The organism is Shinella sp. WSJ-2 (genome assembly GCF_003432075.1).
In the GTDB taxonomy this organism is placed as follows: domain Bacteria; phylum Pseudomonadota; class Alphaproteobacteria; order Rhizobiales; family Rhizobiaceae; genus Shinella.
Genome location: NZ_QWBU01000008.1, coordinates 121,628 through 135,324, shown reverse-complemented (window position 1 = coordinate 135,324; position 13,697 = coordinate 121,628). Strand labels below are relative to the sequence as shown.

Below are 13,697 nucleotides of genomic sequence, written 5' to 3'. Positions count from 1 at the left end.
ATGACGACTACAAAATTGCACTTTGGAAATTAGCCGCTAATAATTCTCTTCGCGGGTGCAGCATTTCCCGTTTTCCAAGTCTTGAGGAGTTCGACTTGCCCATTTCCAAGATCCTTGTCGCCAACCGATCCGAAATCGCCATCCGCGTGTTCCGCGCGGCCAATGAACTCGGTCTGAAAACAGTTGCGATATGGGCGGAAGAGGACAAACTGGCGCTGCACCGATTCAAGGCGGACGAGAGCTACCAGATCGGCCGCGGCCCGCATCTCACGCGTGATCTCGGCCCCATCGAAAGTTATCTGTCGATCGAGGAGGTCATCCGTGTCGCCAAGCTTTCCGGCGCGGATGCGATCCATCCCGGTTACGGCCTTCTCTCGGAAAGCCCGGAATTCGTCGATGCTTGCGATGCCGCCGGCATCACTTTCATCGGCCCGCGCCCGTCGACCATGCGCCAGCTCGGCAACAAGGTGGCCGCGCGCAATCTGGCGATCTCCGTCGGTGTTCCGGTCGTGCCGGCCACCGATCCGCTGCCGGATGACGAAGCGGAGATCCACCGTCTCGCCGCCGAGATCGGCTATCCCGTCATGCTGAAAGCCTCCTGGGGCGGCGGTGGACGCGGCATGCGCGCCATTCGCGACCCGAAGGAACTGATCCGCGAGGTGACGGAAGCCAAGCGCGAGGCCAAGGCCGCCTTCGGCAAGGACGAGGTCTATCTGGAAAAGCTCGTCGAGCGCGCCCGCCACGTCGAAAGCCAGATTCTCGGCGATACCCATGGCAATGTCGTACATCTTTTCGAGCGTGACTGCTCCATCCAGCGCCGCAACCAGAAGGTCGTCGAGCGCGCGCCGGCCCCCTATCTGACGGAAGCGCAGCGCCAGGAACTCGCCAACTATTCGCTGAAGATCGGCCAGGCGACGAACTACATCGGTGCCGGCACGGTCGAGTATCTGATGGATGTCGAGAGCGGCAAATTCTACTTCATCGAGGTGAACCCGCGCATCCAGGTCGAGCATACCGTCACGGAGGTCGTGACAGGCATCGATATCGTCAAGGCGCAGATCCACATCCTCGATGGTGAGGCGATCGGCACCCCGGAATCGGGCGTTCCGGCACAGGAAAACATCCGCCTCAACGGCCACGCGCTGCAGTGCCGCATCACCACCGAGGATCCGGAGCAGAACTTCATCCCAGACTATGGCCGCATCACCGGCTACCGTTCGGCCGCCGGCTTCGGTATCCGTCTCGACGGAGGCACGGCCTATACCGGCGCCTATATCACCCGCTATTACGATCCGCTGCTCGTCAAGGTCACGGCCTCGGGCAGCACGGCGGCGGAAGCCATCACCCGCATGGACCGCGCGCTGCGCGAATTCCGTATCCGTGGTGTGGCGACCAACCTCACCTTCCTTGAGGCGATCATCGGCCATGAGGCCTTCCGCGACAACACCTACACGACCCGCTTCATCGACACGACGCCGGAACTCTTCCAGCAGGTGAAGCGGCAGGACCGTGCGACGAAGCTGCTCACTTACATCGCCGATGTTACCGTCAACGGTCATCCGGAGGCCAAGGGCCGTCCGAAGCCGCCGTCGGATGCCGCCAAGCCCGTCGTGCCCTATATCAATGGCGATATCCCTGATGGCACCAAGCAGAAGCTCGATGAACTCGGCCCGAAGAAATTCGCTGAGTGGCTGCGCGGGCAAAAGCAGGTCCTGCTGACTGACACGACGATGCGCGATGCGCACCAGTCGCTTTTGGCGACACGCATGCGCACGCATGACATCGCCCGCGTCGCCGGCACCTATGCCCGCGCGCTCCCGCAACTCTTCTCGCTGGAATGCTGGGGCGGCGCGACCTTCGACGTCTCCATGCGCTTTCTGACGGAAGACCCGTGGGAGCGTCTCGCCCGCATCCGCGAAGATGCGCCGAACTTGCTGCTCCAGATGCTGCTGCGCGGCGCCAATGGCGTTGGCTACAAGAACTATCCCGACAATGTCGTGAAGTACTTCGTACGTCAGGCGGCCAAGGGCGGCATCGACGTCTTCCGTGTCTTCGACTGCCTGAACTGGGTCGACAACATGCGGGTCTCGATGGACGCTGTGGCGGAAGAGGGCCGCATCTGCGAGGCGACGATCTGCTATACCGGCGATCTCCTGAACGCGGCTCGCCCGAAATACGACCTGAAATACTACACCAACCTTGCCGGCGAACTGGAAAAGGCCGGCGCGCATATGATCGCGCTGAAGGACATGGCGGGCCTCCTGAAGCCCGCCGCCGCCCGTGTGCTGTTCAAGGCGCTGCGCGAGGCGACCGACCTGCCGATCCACTTCCACACGCATGACACTTCGGGTATCGCAGCCGCGACCGTGCTTGCCGCCGTCGATGCCGGTGTCGATGTCGTGGATGCGGCGATGGACGCGCTGTCAGGCAACACGTCGCAGCCCTGCCTCGGCTCGATCGTCGAGGCGCTGCGCGGCTCCGAGCGCGATCCGGGCCTCGATCCGGAATGGATTCGCCGCATCTCCTTCTACTGGGAGGCCGTGCGCTTCCAGTATGCCGCCTTTGAAAGCGATCTCAAGGGGCCGGCCTCGGAGGTCTACCTGCATGAAATGCCGGGCGGCCAGTTCACCAATCTCAAGGAACAGGCCCGTTCGCTCGGTCTGGAGACCAAGTGGCACAAGGTCGCCCAGGCTTATGCCGATGCCAACCAGATGTTCGGCGATATCGTCAAGGTGACGCCGTCCTCCAAGGTGGTCGGCGATATGGCGCTGATGATGGTCAGCCAGGACCTCACCGTTGCCGATGTCGAGAACCCGGCGCGCGACATCGCCTTCCCGGATTCGGTCGTCTCCATGCTGAAGGGCGACCTCGGTCAGCCTCCGGGCGGCTGGCCGGCTGCGCTCCAGAAGAAGGTGCTGAAAGGCGAGGAAGCCTACACCGCCGTTCCCGGCTCGCTTCTGCCGCCGGCTGATCTCGCGGCCGAGCGCAAGGCTATCGAGGACAAGCTGGAGCGTCCGGTCGACGACTTCGAGTTCGCCTCCTACCTGATGTACCCGAAGGTCTTCACCGACTATGCGCTGGCTGTCGATACCTACGGTCCCGTCAGCGTCCTGCCAACGCCCGCCTATTTCTACGGGCTTGCGCCCGGCGAGGAGCTCCAGCCGGAGCTGGAAAAGGGCGTTTCCCTCGTCATCCTGCACCAGGCGACGAGCGAGCCGGATGCGCAGGGCATGGTGAAGGTGTTCTTCGAGCTGAACGGCCAGCCGCGCCTGATCAAGGTGCCGGATCGCAACCGCGCTGCTACCTCCGCCGTCCGCCGCAAGGCCGACAACGGCAATGCCGCCCATCTCGGTGCGCCGATGCCGGGCGTCATCTCGACGGTTTCGGTGTCTGCCGGCCAGTCTGTCAAGGCCGGCGACGTCCTGCTCTCCATCGAGGCGATGAAGATGGAGACGGCGCTGCATGCGGAGAAGGACGGCACGATATCGGAAGTGTTGGTCCGCGCCGGCGACCAGATCGACGCCAAGGACCTGCTGATCGTCTACGGCGCCTGACCGGCTCACGACCTGGAAGCCTAATTGCAGGGGATGGGGATTAACCCCATCCCCTTTTTCGTCTTGCTTTCCGGCGGGGGCGGACGCAAAACGCGGCGAAATTGTTCAACAAATGTTGGCTTCCATGAGCTTCGTCATTCGCACCGCCGACCTCGGCGACATCGCCGCCTTTACCGAGATCTATCGCGAATCCGTGCTGAACGGGGTTGCGAGCTACGAGATTGATCCGCCCTCGCTCGACGAGATGGAGGCGCGCTTCACCGCGATTACCGGCAAGGGCTATCCCTATATCGTCGCCGTTGAGCAGACCGGCCTCATCCTCGGCTATGCCTATGCTTCGGCCTTTCGCACGCGGCCGGCCTATCGCTGGCTCGTCGAGGATTCGGTCTATCTGGCGCCGGAAGCGCGCGGCAAGGGCGTCGGCAAGGCGCTGCTCGGCGAATTGATCCGCCGCGCGACCGACCTTGGTTTTCGCCAGATGGTGGCCGTCATCGGCGGCGCGCATCCGGCCTCGATCGCCGTACACAGTGCCGCCGGCTTCGAGCATTCCGGCCGCATGACTGCCACAGGCTTCAAGCACGGGCGATGGCTGGATACGGTCTTTATGCAGCGCGCGCTCGGCGAAGGCGCCGAAAGCGAGCCATCGGCAACGGATTATCCCGGCACGATGCCATAAGCAAACAAACGTGATTGTCCGCATTTATTGACGTTCATGCCTGATTGTGCGCATTATAGCGCAATCATGCATGATTTGGTGATGCGGTGTCGATACAGGATCTTCTTCTTGGCGAGCGGCAGGCGCTCATCCGCACGCGGCTCGACCTTTCGGGGCGGGTGATCGCGGCGGAACTGGCGCAGGAACTGGGCGTGTCGGAAGACACGATCCGGCGGGATCTGCGCGAGATGGCCTCGGCCGGCCTCTGCCGCCGGGTCTACGGCGGTGCCCTGCGCATCTCCCAGGCGCAGGTCTCGATGACCGAACGAATCGCGATCGGCGGCGAGCGCAAGGCGGCGCTGGCGCGGACCGCGGCGGCGCTCATCCCATCCGGCTCCAATGTGTTTCTCGATGCCGGCAGCACCAATCTCGCTCTGGCCCGTGCGCTGCCTGTCGGCGTCGACCTGACGGTGGTGACCAATGCGCCGACCATCGCGGCGGCCGTGCTCGAGCGGGATATACGGACGATCCAGCTTGGCGGGGTGATCGATCCGGCTGTCGGCGGTGCGGTCGGCGCCAAGGCACTGCGGGATGCGGAGGCCTTCCGCCCCGATATCCTGGTGCTTGGTGTCTGCGGCATTGATGCGGAGGCCGGCGTCACCGCTTATTCCTTCGAGGATGCCGAGTTCAAGCGCTTCCTCGCCTCGCGCTCGAGGTCCGTGCTCATCGCCGTCACCAACGACAAGCTTTCCACCGCGGCCCCCTATTCGGTCGTGCCGCTTTCCCGCGTCACGCGCGCCGTCATTGAGGCGGACGCGGACGATGCGGAAGCTGCAGCGCTTGCAGGCGCAGGCATCGAAACCATCCGGGCCAGCTAGCCCTCCCAAGCAATGGAACTCCCAAGATGACGCCCGAAAATGCCGTTTCCGGCAAATCCTTCGCAAAGACCTATTTCCCCTCGACGCGGCTCGCCGTCTCAGGCCTGTTCTTGCTGAACGGCACTTTCGCCGGCGCCTGGGCGCCGAAAATTCCGGAATTCGCCAGCCGTCTCGATCTCTCCGAATCGGGTCTTGGCCTGATGATCATGTGCTTCGGCATCGGCTCGCTGGTGCTGATGCCGATTGCCGGCATCCTGATTGCGCATTTCGGTACGACGCGCACGGTGAAGGGCGCGACGATCCTGTTCCTCACCACCATGCTGCTGCTCTCGATTGCACCGACCATTCCGGTCGGTGCCGTCGCGATCTTCTTCTTCGGCGGCCTGATGGGCGCGATGGACGTCTCGATGAACGGTAATGCCGTCGAGGTGGAAAAATCGATGCGCCGGGCGATCATGTCATCCTGCCACGCCTTCTGGAGCCTCGGCGCCTTTATCGGCGCCTCCACCGGCGGTTTCCTCATCGAGACGATGGGTGTGATGGGCCATGCGCTGCTCCTGACGGGGCTCGGCATCGTCGCGCTCGTCGTCATCTGGCCCTTCGTGCTGCACGATGCGCCGCATCCGAGCGAGGAGCGCCAGAAGGTGCGCCTGCCAATGACGCTGCTGCCCTGGCTGATCGGCATTATGGCACTGTTCTCCATGGTGCCAGAAGGCGCGATCCTCGATTGGGGCGCGCTCTATATGCGTGACGAACTCGGTGCGTCGCTGGCGCTCTCGGGCTTCGCCTTCGGCGCCTTCTCGCTCACCATGGCCGTCATGCGCTTTGCCGGCGACCATGTGCGCGACCGTTTTGGCGCGGTGAAGACGTTGCGGTTCTGCACGGTCATGGCGATCATCGGCATGGTCATCGCCGGCCAGGCACCGAATGCCTATGTGGCGATGGTCGGTTTCGCGCTCTGCGGCATCGGCATTTCCAACATGGTGCCGATCGCCTTTTCCGCAGCCGGCAACCTGCCGGGCTTCGCGCAGGGTGTCGCGCTGTCAGTCGCGACCGTCATGGGCTATTCCGGCTCGCTTTTCGCGCCTTCGGTCATCGGCTTCATCGCCGAACACACCGGCTTTGCCATCATCTTCACACTCTTGCCGGTGCTCTTCATCGTCGTGCTCCTCCTGTCGCGCCACGCGATCCATGCGGATGTGCGCGAGCACCACTGAGACGAACCGCGCGCGGCGATCAAATCGTCGCGCGCACCTGCCCTTGCAGTTGACAAGCCGGGCTTCCTGATCCACCTGAGGGCAAAGGCCGCGCGCTTCCGGGCGCTGGCCGCTTTTCGAGCAAGAGGCTCCAAAATGTCCTTTTCCTTCGACTTTGAACCGAAGCCGCGGCGTCAGTCCGTCGGTGTCGATGTCGGCGGCGTGCTTGTCGGCGGCGGTGCGCCCGTCGTCGTCCAGTCGATGACCAATACGGATACGGCCGATATTGACGGCACGGTGGCGCAAGTCGCCGCCCTGCATCGCGCCGGCTCCGAGATCGTACGCATTACGGTCGATCGCGACGAAAGTGCCGCGGCCGTGCCGAAGATCCGCGAGCGGCTGGAGCGCCTCGGTCTCGACGTGCCGCTGGTCGGCGATTTCCACTATATCGGCCACAAGCTGCTTGCCGACCACCCGGCCTGCGCCGAGGCGCTGGCGAAGTACCGCATCAATCCGGGCAATGTCGGCTTCAAGGACAAGAAGGACAAGCAGTTCTCAGCCATCGTCGAGACGGCGATCCGCTACGACAAGCCGGTGCGCATCGGCGTCAACTGGGGTTCGCTCGATCAGGAGCTCTTGACCCGGCTGATGGACGAAAACCAGAACAAGGGTTTTCCGCTGACGGCCCAGCAGGTCATGCGCGAGGCGATCTGCCAGTCGGCGCTGCTCTCGGCGGAACTGGCGGAAGAAATCGGCCTGCCGCGCAGCCGCATCATCCTCTCGGCCAAGGTCTCCAACGTTCAGGACCTCATCGCCGTCTATGCAATGCTGTCCTCCCGCTCCGACCATGCGCTGCATCTCGGCCTCACCGAGGCCGGCATGGGTACCAAGGGCGTCGTCGCCTCCTCCGCCTCGCTCGGCATTCTCATGCAGCAGGGCATCGGCGATACGATCCGCATCTCGCTGACGCCGGAGCCCGGCGGCGACCGCACCCGTGAGGTGCAGGTGGCGCAGGAGCTGCTGCAGGTCATGGGCTTCCGGCAGTTCATTCCCGTTGTCGCGGCCTGTCCGGGTTGTGGACGCACGACCTCGACTGTCTTCCAGGAACTGGCGCAGAAAATCCAGGACGACATCCGAAAGAATATGCCGGTCTGGCGGGAAAAATATCCTGGCGTCGAAGGCCTCAAGGTCGCCGTCATGGGCTGCATCGTCAACGGACCGGGCGAGAGCAAACATGCCGATATCGGCATCTCGCTGCCCGGCACCGGCGAACTCCCCATCGCCCCCGTCTACGTCGACGGCAAGAAGGCGATGACGCTGCGCGGCACCAACATTGCCGGCGAATTCGAAACGCTGGTCAACGACTATATCGAGAAGCGCTACGGGCAGGGCCAGGCGGCGGCTGAATAATTAGAGCCGCGTCGTCAGCAGCTTGAAACCCGCAAAGGCGAAGAAGGCGGCCATGACGCCTTCTATGACGCGGCGCGACTTCAGATAGGCGCGGTGCACCGGGCCAAGCGAGAAGACCAGCGCGAAGCCGAGGAAGACGCAGACCCCCAGAACCATGCAGCCGGCGATGAAGGCCGCCATGACGCCGCCGGGTGCGCCCGGCGGCATGCCGAGCGATGTCAGCATGATCCAGTTGAAGATCGCCTTGGGATTGGTGATGTGAATGCCGAGACCCTTGAGATATTGCCGGCGCGGCGACAGTGCCGGCATCGCCGCCATTTGGGCGCGGTAGGTTTCCTCGCTCCTGCGGGCCGCTCGATAGGCATTCCAGGCGAGCCACAGCAGGTAGCAGCCGCCGACGATCTTCAGGACGATCAGCGCTTCGCCATAGGTGCGGATGAGCGCGGACAGGCCTGAGGCCGTCAGGATCGCCCAGATATAGGAGCCGGTCAGCACGCCGGAGGCGAGCGCAAGACCGGCGCGTCGTCCCTGGCTGATCGAGGTCGCGATGATGGCGATGATCGCCGGCCCCGGCGAGGCCGTCGCAATGAAATAGGCCGTCCAGGCGACGGCGAGTTGCGGCAGGTAGGGCGTGAGTTCAGTCATGGTTCACCGCTGCTATGTCGGCGAACGATAATCGATCGGTTTTCCGGCTCCAAGCCGGAGAATTGCACCACTTGTCTCTGTCATCCGGCCTTTCCAGGCCGAATGAGAAGACGCTATCCGAAAACCTCAGACGATCTCTTCGATCGCCGCGATCAGTCGGTCGCATTCCTCCGGCGTACCGATGGTGATGCGCAAAAAATCCGAGATGCGGGGCTTGGCGAAATGGCGCACCAACACGGCACGGTCTCGCAGACCCTTGGCGAGCGCCTCACCGCTATGGGCCGGGTGGCGGGCGAAAACGAAATTGGCTTGCGAGGGCAGTACCTCGAAGCCGCGCTGACGCAAGGCGCCGGTAACGCGATCGCGGGTCTCGATGACCTTGCCGCGCGTTTCGTCGAACCATTCGCGGTCGTCCACGGCAGCGGCGGCACCCGCCTGGGCGACGCGGTCGAGCGGATAGGAGTTGAAGCTGTCCTTGACGCGCTCCAGCGCATCGATCAGCGGGCGCTGGCCGATGGCGTAGCCGACGCGCAGGCCGGCCAGCGAGCGGGATTTCGACAGAGTATGCACGACGAGCAGGTTGTCGTATTTTCTGGTCAGCGGGATCGCGCTCTCGCCGCCGAAGTCGATATAGGCCTCGTCGACGACGACGGGCTGGTCCGGGTGCTCGGCGACCAGCTTCTCGATGGCGGACAGCGGCAGGCCGATGCCGGTCGGCGCGTTCGGGTTCGGGATGATGATGGCGCCGCAGGGGCGCTCATAGTCCGCGAGATCGATGGTGAAATCGTCCTTGAGCGGGATCTCGACCGATTCGATGCCGAAGAGCCGGCAATAGGTCGGGTAGAAGCTGTAGGTGATATCGGGATAGGCGAGCGGCTTGTCGTGCTTGAGAAGTGCGACGAAGGCGTGCGCCAGCACCTCGTCCGAACCGTTGCCGACGAAGACTTCGTCTGCATCGACGCCGTAGAAGCGGGCAATCGACTGGCACAGCGCCAGCGCCGAGGGGTCCGGATAGAGCTTCAGGCTGTCGGCGACGGCGGCCTGCATGGCGGCGATCGCCTTGGGCGAGGGGCCATAGGGGTTTTCGTTGGTGTTGAGCTTGGTGAGGTTTTGAATGCGCGGCTGTTCACCTGCGACATAGGGCTTGAGCGTGGCGACGATCGGCGACCAGAATTTGCTCATGACGTCAGTTCCTGCGATTGGCAATGAAATGGGCGGTTTCGATCAGGATTGCGGCCCGATGGCTGAATGGCGCAAGCAGCGCCTCGGCCTCCGTCACAAGCGCCTGAAGGCGATCTTCCGCCCAGGCCTGGCCGCGGCGCGACACCAGCGTCGCCTTGCCGCGGTCGGCATCCTTGCCCGTCGCCTTGCCCATGGTCGCGGCGTCGGCGGTGAGATCGAGCAGGTCGTCGGCGATCTGGAAGGCGAGGCCCACGGTCTCGCCGTAGCGGCGCAGCGCCAGCCGCTCGTCGCCGGACGCGCCGGCGATGATCGCACCGGCTTCGCAAGCGAAACGCAGAAGCGCGCCGGTCTTCATTGCCTGAAGCGTGACAATGCCGTTCTCGTCCGGCGCTGTTTTTTCCGCTGCCAGGTCGAGCACCTGGCCACCGGTCATGCCGCCGATGCCGGCGGCGCGCGCCAGCGCCACAACGAGCGCGATCTTGGTGGCATCCGGCAGTTGCGTCTCGGGTGCTGCGACGACATCGAAGGCGAGCGTCAGCAGGCTGTCGCCTGCTAGGATCGCGGCGGCCTCGTCGAAGGCAATATGCACGGTCGGCTGGCCCCGGCGCAGGTCGTCGTCGTCCATCGCCGGCAGGTCGTCATGCACCAGCGAATAGCAATGGATGCATTCGAGTGCGGCACCGATGCGCAGCGCCGTTTCACGCGCAACGCCGGGAAACAGCGCCGCCGATTCGATGACGAGGAAGGGTCGCAGCCGCTTGCCGCCATTCAGCACGCCATGGCGCATCGCGGCCATCAGGCGCTCGGGGCGGGCAATCTCGTCCGGCTGCCTTTCGCCGGAAAGCAGGTCGGCCAGCAGCGCTTCCACCGCTTCGGCATTGCCCTTCAGGCGGGCCTGGAATTCCTGTTGACGTGCGCTCATGGCCGCTCTTTGGCATGGGTGCCGGGCGGAGGCAACGGGAAGGACGGGACGGCGGCAAAGAATCGCGGGGGAGTGCTGGTTTTTGGCAAGCCGGAACGGTATGAAGACGCAGCGACGCAAGGATGGGCGCCGGCACTTGGACATCGTACCGGAAACACGGGCAGAGACGGATCATTCGGAGGCAGAGGCCGGTGAGAGGGAGGGTTGGATGACCCGCCTGCGCCGGAACTGGCGACGGATTACTCTTGCTTTCATGGCATTCGTCGCGCTGCCCTATGTGCTGATCGTGCTCTATGCGATCGATTTCATCCGTCCCGTCTCCACGCTGATGCTGCGCGATCTCGTGCTTTTGCGCGGCTATGATCGGCAATGGGTGGAGTTCGAGGATATCTCACCCAATCTCGTGCAGTCGGTAATGATGTCCGAGGACGGGCAATATTGCCGCCATGCCGGCGTCGACTGGGGCCAGATGCGTGCCGTTGTCAACGAGGCGCTTGCCGGCGAGCAGACGCGCGGGGCGAGCACCATTCCCATGCAGACGGCCAAGAACCTGTTCCTGTGGAACGGCCGTTCCTTCCTGCGCAAGGCGATGGAACTGCCTTTGGCGGTGGCGGCGGATTTCGTCTGGAGCAAGCGCCGGCTGATGGAGATTTATCTCAACATCGCCGAATGGGGCCCTGGCATCTATGGCATCGAGGCTGCCGCCCAGTATCATTTCAAGGTGCCCGCCGCAAAGCTCTCGCGCCGCCAGGCCGCCCTTCTCGCCGTCTCGCTGCCCAATCCGATCGAGCGAAATGCCGGCAAGCCGGGGCGCGGATTGCAGCGGCTGGCGCGGCTCATCGAACGCCGGGCGAGCGGTTCGGGCGATTATATCAAATGCCTTTATGACTGAGTTCAGGGCTTTTCATTGGTCCTGCCTGTGTTGACGATCTAGGGTCCGGCGTGCGCAAGGAGCCTCCAATGACAGACCTCATCCTTTATATCGGCAACAAGAACTATTCCTCCTGGTCCTTCCGGCCGTGGATTGCGCTGGAATCGGCGGGCGTGCCCTTCACGGACAAGATAATTCCTTTCGATTTCGCTGCCGGTAACCCGAAGTTCCGCGACCTCTCGCCGACGGGCAAGGTACCGGTGCTGCACCATGGTGCGGTGAGGGTCTGGGAATCGCTCGCCATCATCGAATATGTCGCCGAGCTTTTTCCCGAAAAGGGTCTTTGGCCTCGGGATGCGGAGGCACGCGCCGAAGCGCGGTCGATCTCGATGGAAATGCTCTCCGGCTTCCGCGCCATCCGCAATGCCTGCCCGATGAACATCCGCCGCAAGCCGGGCAAAATCGATCTGCCCCACGGGGTGACGGAGGACGTCGCGCGGATCGAGACGATCTGGAAGGATGCGCTCGCCCGCTCCGGTGGCCCGTTCCTGTTCGGCGGGTTTTCGGCGGCGGATGCAATGTATGCGCCCGTTGTCAGCCGATTCGAGGCCTATTGCTTGACGCAGGACGAAACCGTATTGGCCTATATGGCGCGCGTGAAGGCGCAGCCGGCCTGGCAGAAGTGGCAGGCGGCGGCCGAGGCCGAGCCCTGGATCGTCCCTGAAGACGAGGTCTGAGGGCACGAGTCGAAAAAAACAGCACGAGGACTGGTCAAGCAGGCTTTTGCTGTGTATAAGCCGGCCAAATTTCCGAAATAACGACATGTCCTTGTCAGCCATTCGGTGGCGTGAGGATGTGTTTGCCCGATAAGTGGAGTTAGTGAAATGGCTGTACCGAAAAGAAAAACGAGCCCGTCCAAGCGCGGTATGCGCCGTTCTGCAGACGCTCTGAAGGGTTCGACCTACGTCGAAGACAAGAACTCGGGCGAACTGCGCCGTCCGCACCACATCGACCTGAAGACCGGCATGTATCGCGGTCGCCAGGTTCTGACGCCGAAGGAAAGCGCATAAGCGCTTTCGGCATCAGCTGAGATCAAGGCCTGGGATTTTCCCGGGCCTTTTCTTTTTGGCCCTGTCCTTTCCGACGCGCCGACATTTTCTTGTGCCGGATCTTGGGCTAAGACCGTCTGAAAACCGCCAGCCCGGCGCTTACCCGGAGTTTTTGCCGATGCTTTTGGCCATACCGCTGCTGATCATCCCCTTCGCCCTCTACAACCTCGCCATGACGGGCCTGTTCGGCGATGGCGGCACTGCCGTTCTCGACAGCGAGGTCCTGGCGGTTAACATGCTCTCGGGCACGACCTGGACCATGGCGTTCGGCGATCTCCTGATTTTCATCGCCCTCGTGCTGCTCTTCGTGGAGATCCTGAAGGCCACGCGGCCGGGCTCGCGCGCGCTGCTCGATCACATGCTGTCGATGGTGCTGTTCGTGGTGTTTCTCGTGGAGTTCCTGCTGGTGCAGGGCGCGGCGACGCAAATCTTCTTCATCCTGATGACGATCACGTTCATCGACGTCATCGCAGGCTTTGCGGTGTCGATCCGCACGGCGGGCCGCGACGTCTCCATCGGGCTTTGAGACGGCGCGGGAAGAGCCCGCGCCAGCCAATTCTGTCAGCTCAGCCTGTTCTCAGCTCAGATTGTCGAGCTTCGTCTGAAGCGCGCGCAGCTGTTCCTTCAGCTCGTCGAGATCCTTCGGCTCGGCCTTGCGCGTTTCCTTCGGCGGCGCAGCCGCTGCGAAAGGCGTGAACATCTTCATCGCCTGCTGGAAGAGTTCCGTATTGCGCCTTGTCGTTTCCTCGATCAGCGCCATCGGCACTTGCAGGTTCTTGCCGAGCGGCGTGTCGCCCAGGGTTTTGTTGATCTGCTCGCGCATCTGTGCCTGCTGGTCGGTGAAGGCCTGCATGGAATGCTCGAGATAGCTCGGTACGACCATTTGCATCTGGTCGCCGTAATACGAGATCAGCTGGCGCAGGAACGAGATCGGCAGAAGCGTGTTGCCGGTCTTGGATTCCTGCTCGAAAATGATCTGGGTGAGCACCGAATGGGTGATGTCCTCGCCGGATTTGGCGTCCTGCACGGTGAAGTCCTCGCCCTTCTTCACCATGACCGCGAGATCGTCGAGCGTCACATAGGTGCTCGTGCCGGTGTTGTAGAGGCGCCGGTTCGCATATTTCTTGATGACGATCTGACCGTCGTTCCTGGCCATTAGGGTCTCCTCATCCCCGTATTTCCATTTCTTTTTTGGTCGGCGAGAGTATCCGCAAAAAGACGGCGGCTGACAATCGAATTGTGCGATGCGGCGAGGAATGCTGCGCAACATGGATT

At 63.1% G+C, this 13,697-nt stretch carries 13 protein-coding genes; 9 read left to right on the top strand and 4 right to left on the bottom strand.

Annotated elements, in window-relative coordinates:
- The first annotated feature begins 95 nt into the window (after positions 1-95).
- The 5 genes from pyc (at position 96) to ispG (ending at position 7,693) form a co-directional block, all read left to right on the top strand.
- Positions 96-3,554: a pyruvate carboxylase gene (gene pyc / locus D0Y60_RS17820; RefSeq protein ID WP_117371316.1), complete on the top strand. Its 3,459-nt coding sequence runs from the start codon at positions 96-98 to the stop codon at positions 3,552-3,554.
- Between the two features lie 124 nt (positions 3,555-3,678).
- A complete protein-coding gene (locus tag D0Y60_RS17815; RefSeq protein WP_117371315.1) occupies positions 3,679-4,230 on the top strand; it encodes a GNAT family N-acetyltransferase in 552 nt (183 codons plus the stop codon).
- Between the two features lie 86 nt (positions 4,231-4,316).
- Positions 4,317-5,087 carry a DeoR/GlpR family DNA-binding transcription regulator gene (locus D0Y60_RS17810; protein WP_117371314.1) on the top strand — a complete coding sequence of 257 codons (771 nt, stop codon included), beginning with the start codon at positions 4,317-4,319 and terminating at the stop codon, positions 5,085-5,087.
- 26 nt (positions 5,088-5,113) lie between these two features.
- Positions 5,114-6,304 (top strand): MFS transporter, encoded by a 1,191-nt coding sequence (locus D0Y60_RS17805; RefSeq protein WP_117371313.1) that lies wholly within the window; start codon positions 5,114-5,116, stop codon positions 6,302-6,304.
- Between the two features lie 135 nt (positions 6,305-6,439).
- Positions 6,440-7,693 (top strand): flavodoxin-dependent (E)-4-hydroxy-3-methylbut-2-enyl-diphosphate synthase, encoded by a 1,254-nt coding sequence (ispG, locus tag D0Y60_RS17800; RefSeq protein WP_117371312.1) that lies wholly within the window; start codon positions 6,440-6,442, stop codon positions 7,691-7,693.
- Here the strand turns inward: ispG and D0Y60_RS17795 are convergent, their stop codons facing one another.
- From D0Y60_RS17795 to D0Y60_RS17785, 3 genes are all read right to left on the bottom strand, one after another.
- On the bottom strand, positions 7,694-8,338 hold the full coding sequence (locus tag D0Y60_RS17795; RefSeq protein WP_117371311.1) for a LysE family translocator: 645 nt from the start codon (positions 8,336-8,338) through the stop codon (positions 7,694-7,696).
- A gap of 126 nt (positions 8,339-8,464) precedes the next feature.
- Positions 8,465-9,520 (bottom strand): histidinol-phosphate transaminase, encoded by a 1,056-nt coding sequence (gene hisC, locus D0Y60_RS17790; RefSeq protein WP_117371310.1) that lies wholly within the window; start codon positions 9,518-9,520, stop codon positions 8,465-8,467.
- 4 nt (positions 9,521-9,524) lie between these two features.
- On the bottom strand, positions 9,525-10,442 hold the full coding sequence (locus tag D0Y60_RS17785) for a polyprenyl synthetase family protein (RefSeq protein ID WP_117371309.1): 918 nt from the start codon (positions 10,440-10,442) through the stop codon (positions 9,525-9,527).
- A gap of 208 nt (positions 10,443-10,650) precedes the next feature.
- Between D0Y60_RS17785 and mtgA the strand changes: the two genes are divergently transcribed.
- From mtgA to D0Y60_RS17765, 4 genes are all read left to right on the top strand, one after another.
- Positions 10,651-11,334: a monofunctional biosynthetic peptidoglycan transglycosylase gene (mtgA, locus tag D0Y60_RS17780; protein WP_117371308.1), complete on the top strand. Its 684-nt coding sequence runs from the start codon at positions 10,651-10,653 to the stop codon at positions 11,332-11,334.
- A 68-nt stretch (positions 11,335-11,402) separates the two neighbouring features.
- Positions 11,403-12,050 (top strand): glutathione S-transferase family protein, encoded by a 648-nt coding sequence (locus D0Y60_RS17775; RefSeq protein ID WP_117371307.1) that lies wholly within the window; start codon positions 11,403-11,405, stop codon positions 12,048-12,050.
- A gap of 147 nt (positions 12,051-12,197) precedes the next feature.
- The gene (rpmF, locus tag D0Y60_RS17770; protein ID WP_024271259.1) at positions 12,198-12,383 is read left to right on the top strand and encodes a 50S ribosomal protein L32; all 186 of its coding nucleotides are present in this window, start codon (positions 12,198-12,200) and stop codon (positions 12,381-12,383) included.
- Between the two features lie 157 nt (positions 12,384-12,540).
- Complete coding sequence (locus D0Y60_RS17765; RefSeq protein WP_117371306.1) at positions 12,541-12,948, top strand: hypothetical protein; 408 nt, start codon at positions 12,541-12,543, stop codon at positions 12,946-12,948.
- A gap of 51 nt (positions 12,949-12,999) precedes the next feature.
- Here D0Y60_RS17765 and phaR read toward each other — a convergent pair whose 3' ends face one another.
- A complete protein-coding gene (gene phaR / locus D0Y60_RS17760; protein ID WP_117371305.1) occupies positions 13,000-13,578 on the bottom strand; it encodes a polyhydroxyalkanoate synthesis repressor PhaR in 579 nt (192 codons plus the stop codon).
- Positions 13,579-13,697: the final 119 nt, after the last annotated feature.

Coding starts and splice junctions, on each gene's coding strand:
- D0Y60_RS17815 (WP_117371315.1), top strand. CDS start 3,679: ATGAGCTTCGTCATTCGCACCGCCGACCTCGGCGACATCGCCGCCTTT.
- D0Y60_RS17805 (WP_117371313.1), top strand. CDS start 5,114: ATGACGCCCGAAAATGCCGTTTCCGGCAAATCCTTCGCAAAGACCTAT.
- ispG (WP_117371312.1), top strand. CDS start 6,440: ATGTCCTTTTCCTTCGACTTTGAACCGAAGCCGCGGCGTCAGTCCGTC.
- D0Y60_RS17795 (WP_117371311.1), bottom strand. CDS start 8,338: ATGACTGAACTCACGCCCTACCTGCCGCAACTCGCCGTCGCCTGGACG.
- hisC (WP_117371310.1), bottom strand. CDS start 9,520: ATGAGCAAATTCTGGTCGCCGATCGTCGCCACGCTCAAGCCCTATGTC.
- D0Y60_RS17785 (WP_117371309.1), bottom strand. CDS start 10,442: ATGAGCGCACGTCAACAGGAATTCCAGGCCCGCCTGAAGGGCAATGCC.
- mtgA (WP_117371308.1), top strand. CDS start 10,651: ATGACCCGCCTGCGCCGGAACTGGCGACGGATTACTCTTGCTTTCATG.
- D0Y60_RS17775 (WP_117371307.1), top strand. CDS start 11,403: ATGACAGACCTCATCCTTTATATCGGCAACAAGAACTATTCCTCCTGG.
- rpmF (WP_024271259.1), top strand. CDS start 12,198: ATGGCTGTACCGAAAAGAAAAACGAGCCCGTCCAAGCGCGGTATGCGC.
- D0Y60_RS17765 (WP_117371306.1), top strand. CDS start 12,541: ATGCTTTTGGCCATACCGCTGCTGATCATCCCCTTCGCCCTCTACAAC.
- phaR (WP_117371305.1), bottom strand. CDS start 13,578: ATGGCCAGGAACGACGGTCAGATCGTCATCAAGAAATATGCGAACCGG.